Consider the following 3,836-nt stretch of genomic DNA (forward strand, 5'->3'; position numbering starts at 1 on the left):
CTGAAAACGAGTCACCGATTGGCCGTCGATACACCACGCCAACGGACGTGACCGCTTCGGCCGCCCCCTGTTCGGTCAACAGCCGCACGCTGACCGAACAGGGGGCGGCCCGGCTGCGACCAGAGCTGCCGGGCACCACCTCGGGCGCGACCAGGCTCCCGACGGTGCGGGCGCAGTGACAGGACGCGCCGGCGGCGAACCGCTCCCTCGAGCTGAGCGGATGCACCGATCCGAACTGCCACGGCGTCCACTGACCCCGGGGCCCGGCGGCGCCATCTCCCCTGGGGCCGCTTATGTCGTGTCAAGCGGTTGGGTTGTCCGCGGCCGGTGTTCGGGTCGGTGGCCGCGCCCGGCAGCGTGCGGCCGGGGCGTTGGGGGAGCCGGTTTCGGGGCACCCTTCACGGGGTGAGCGAGAACGACCGGAACAGGCAGGACACCGAGAGCCCGTCCGCTGCGGCGACGGGGTCAGAGGATGTGGGCAAGGTGCGTGACCAGCTCGCCGCGATCCGTTCCCAGGGGCCATGCTGACAGAGGGCTGAAGCCTGCCCCTGCCGGCGAGGGCGAGGGTGACGAGACCGCAACGGACCCATCAGACGACAGAGCACAGTGAGACGGACGAGCCATGATCCATGCAGCCGATATCCGTGAGTGGCGCAACCACAGCGTCGTCGACCCCAAGGGCCGCAAGATCGGCGTGCTCGAAGCCATCTACGTGGACACCACCACCGACGAACCGGCCATGGCCACGGTCCGCATCGGACTTCCCACCCGTCACCAGCTGGCTTTCGTGCCCCTCGAAGAGACGATCCTGGGACCGGACTACGTCAAGGTCTCCTACGACAAGGCGCTGGTGAAGAAGGCGCCGACGATCGGCATGGACGACATCCTGCCTGCCGAGGCAGAGAAAGCGATCTTCCAGCACTACAACCTGACCTACCAGCCGGGGGCGGGTGGCGAGAGGCAACTCGCACGCCGTTGACCCCGCGCTCATCTTGAAGGAGGTGTTCGTGCCATGGCGCTGTTCCTGTTTCTCGTTCTGGTCGCCGTCGTGCTGGGAATCATCGGCGTGGCGGTGGAGGGGCTGGGCTACCTGCTGATCATCGGCATCGTGGTCCTCGTAGCCGCTGTGGCCTTCATCGCGGTGCGATGGTCCCAACGCTCCGGCCGCCGCCCCATCCGATAGCACCGGATAGCCAAGGATCTCCACTGCCGCGGCGTCCACCGACCTCCCCAGCTGCGTGACCTTCCCGCCCGTGGTGTCGGATGACAGGTCCCCATCGTGTCAGGGCCACGTTCATCTGTACGCCAACACATTGGCGCGTTGGACAACCGACACGCGCCCGCGACCGGGCGCAATTCACGACGACACGTGCACCCCCAGGGTGGTGTCGTTCCGAGGATCTGTCCGGTTTGATCACGTGATGCCAAAGGTGGCGGGCGGGCGGCGGGGGCACGGGCATGGTGGCGGAGCCCGGCGGCGACGCCCGCCGGCCGTGCGAATCGGTCGCCGCAGGGCCCCGAGCTGTCACGGGTCTGGGCCTGCGCGGGTCAGGGAGCGTCAGGAACTGCCAGCCGCCGTCAGGCCAAGTCGTGAACCGTGACGGGCACCCCACGCAGGGTCAGCTGCTCCACGATGAGCGGCTCGACCAGTTCCCACCGGCCGCCGGCAAGTCCGCAACCGATCCGCGGCATGTGCACCGAGGCCCGAAGTTGCAGCGCACGGTCGGCGACAGCGGCGAGGGCGCGGCTGATGGCTTCGTACCTGACGGGTGGGGTGCTGCTGAGACGGTAGCCGTGCTGGCCGATCATGTTGGCGACGAGGAGACTGTCCTCGGCGGGCACGAACTGCACCGCGCCGAGCGCGAAGCCGCTGGTGTCCCGGTCGCGGTACCAGGTCTTGTACGCGGTCCTGGTCTGCGGCCAGCGTCGGGCGAGTGGCAGCACGAAGCCCTTGCCCCAGCCGCCCGCGTCGTTGCAGACATGCGCAATGATCTTCGGGCCTTCGCCCTGGGGTGCGGTGGCGTCGCCGACGACGTAGCTGATCTCTAGAGTCACGGCGCGACTCTAGCCAGTGGGTCCGACAAGTCACCACGGCATTACGGGTATCCGCTCAGCAGGGCGGAGTCGTTTCGAAGACCGGCTTCCGAGTGATCATGAGGTGTCGAGTCCCTGATCGCAACGGAAGACCGGGCCTGCCAGCTCATCATCGCTGATTCCGTCCGGCCTGGGCGAGCTCGTCACCGCGTCACCGTCCGCTCCTGGCGAGCATTCGGGCCTGCTCCAGCGCCTGGCCGCCGTCCCCGACCCGCGTCGGCCTGCCGGCCGTCGCCATCCCCTGGCGTTCGTTCTGGCGCTGGCCGCTTGTGCCGTGCTCGCGGGTGCGAAGTCCCTGGCGGCGATCGCGGAATGGGTATCCGACGCGCCGCCGGCCGTGCTCACCTCGCTCGGCGGGCCCGTGCGCAAACCGGCGGGGCCGGTCGCTCCGGCCGGGGCGACGGTGCGCCGCGTCCTGCAGCGCGTCGACGGCGACGACCTCGACGCCGCGATCGGCGCGTGGCTCGCCGACCGCGAGCCAAAACCAGCCCAGGCTCCGGACGAGCGACCAATGCGTGCGCTGGCCGTCGACGGCAAGACCATCCTGTGAGCGATCATGAAATTCGGCTCTGTCGCTGATCTTGTGCTTGGTGGTCAGGTCCGGTGCAAGATCCGCTTGCGTAGAAGGTCGAAGTTCGCACGCCCGTATCCGGCCCGCTTGATGAGCTTGACTCTCGTGTTCTGTCCCTCGACCTGGCCGGAGCTCCAGGGAGTGGACAGTCCGGCGATGACGGCGTCCTGGTCCCGGCGGAGCCCGGTGATCAGGGAGTGCAGCGCGGGCAGGGGGTCTTGCTCGACGCGCTCCATCCAGTCGGGCAGCTGGTCGCCGCGCAGGTCGCGCATCATCTCGGCGAAGTCGCGGACGTGGTCGGTGACGGCGTCGAGTTCGGGGCAGCCGGCGCGGATTTCCTTGAGGGTGAGGGCGTCCTCGTCGGTGAGGTTGCCCGGGTTGGTCATGATCCACCGGACGACGCGGCGGGGCCGTGGCGCGGGCCTGGGCGCCGGTGCGGGAGCTGAGGGCGTGAAGGTTCGCAGGTAGCGGCGGACGGCCTGGATGCTGCCGGTGAAACCGAGGGCGGTAATGTCGCGGTGCAGTTGGGCGGGGTCGTGGCAGCCCTCGTTCCACCGCTGGTGGAGGTAGGGCCGGTACTTGTCCAGGATCGTCGACCGGTTGACCGCCTTGACCAGGAGCTCGTCGATGCTGGTCGCGCGGGCGAAGCGGCGGACGGTGGAACGGTCCAGCTGGAGCCGGTGGCAGATCGACTCCAGCGAGGCGCCCTGGCCCAGCAGGTCCTGGACCAGGGTGAAGCGTTCCCGGGTCCGGACCACCAGGCGGCGCTCGCGCCCGCAGACGTCCAGGGTCCCCACCGGTGCCGCCACCGGGCCTTCGTCATCAGCGGGCGCGTCGGTGGGTGCGCGGGCCGGCATCTCCTCGAACACGGCCCGCACGCAGACGAAATGGGCACCGACCGTCTTCTCCACCGCCTCGCCGACGTTCTTCCACAAGTGCCACGCGTCGGCTACCTGCACCGCTTGAGGGGCGCCGGCGCGGGCACCTTCCGCGTAGGAGCCGGCCCGGTCCCGGCAGATCACCTCCACCTCGGGGTGGTCACGGAGCCAGGCTGCCAGCGGTTCTGCCTCGCGTCCCGGCAGCACGTCGACGGGGCGTCGCCGCTCCAGGTCGACCATGTGGGACATCCCGTGAGTTCCCCTGTGGTCGGGTGCGTGATTGTCCCTGTGGT

At 69.3% G+C, this 3,836-nt stretch carries 5 protein-coding genes; 3 read left to right on the forward strand and 2 right to left on the reverse strand.

The window, feature by feature from the left end; genetic code table 11:
• Window positions 1–622 precede the first annotated feature (622 nt).
• Both C6N31_RS41940 and C6N31_RS41945 read left to right on the forward strand, forming a co-directional pair.
• A complete protein-coding gene (locus C6N31_RS41940) occupies window positions 623–979 on the forward strand; it encodes a PRC-barrel domain-containing protein (protein ID WP_138357160.1) in 357 nt (118 codons plus the stop codon).
• A gap of 33 nt (window positions 980–1,012) precedes the next feature.
• Entirely contained in the window at window positions 1,013–1,183 is a 171-nt protein-coding gene (locus C6N31_RS41945) for a hypothetical protein (RefSeq protein ID WP_187145224.1), read from the forward strand.
• Between the two features lie 395 nt (window positions 1,184–1,578).
• Here C6N31_RS41945 and C6N31_RS41950 read toward each other — a convergent pair whose 3' ends face one another.
• A complete protein-coding gene (locus C6N31_RS41950; protein ID WP_138357159.1) occupies window positions 1,579–2,055 on the reverse strand; it encodes a macro domain-containing protein in 477 nt (158 codons plus the stop codon).
• A 232-nt stretch (window positions 2,056–2,287) separates the two neighbouring features.
• Between C6N31_RS41950 and C6N31_RS41955 the strand changes: the two genes are divergently transcribed.
• On the forward strand, window positions 2,288–2,644 hold the full coding sequence (locus C6N31_RS41955; protein WP_269770889.1) for a transposase family protein: 357 nt from the start codon (window positions 2,288–2,290) through the stop codon (window positions 2,642–2,644).
• A 44-nt stretch (window positions 2,645–2,688) separates the two neighbouring features.
• Here the strand turns inward: C6N31_RS41955 and C6N31_RS41960 are convergent, their stop codons facing one another.
• The gene (locus C6N31_RS41960; RefSeq protein ID WP_232486327.1) at window positions 2,689–3,792 is read right to left on the reverse strand and encodes an ISL3 family transposase; all 1,104 of its coding nucleotides are present in this window, start codon (window positions 3,790–3,792) and stop codon (window positions 2,689–2,691) included.
• Between the last annotated feature and the right edge of the window lie 44 nt (window positions 3,793–3,836).

Origin of the sequence: Streptomyces fildesensis (genome assembly GCF_016107395.1) — a bacterium.
GTDB classification, from domain to species: Bacteria; Actinomycetota; Actinomycetes; order Streptomycetales; family Streptomycetaceae; genus Actinacidiphila; species Actinacidiphila fildesensis.

Coding starts and splice junctions, on each gene's coding strand:
- C6N31_RS41940 (WP_138357160.1), top strand. CDS start 623: ATGATCCATGCAGCCGATATCCGTGAGTGGCGCAACCACAGCGTCGTC.
- C6N31_RS41945 (WP_187145224.1), top strand. CDS start 1,013: ATGGCGCTGTTCCTGTTTCTCGTTCTGGTCGCCGTCGTGCTGGGAATC.
- C6N31_RS41960 (WP_232486327.1), bottom strand. CDS start 3,792: ATGTCCCACATGGTCGACCTGGAGCGGCGACGCCCCGTCGACGTGCTG.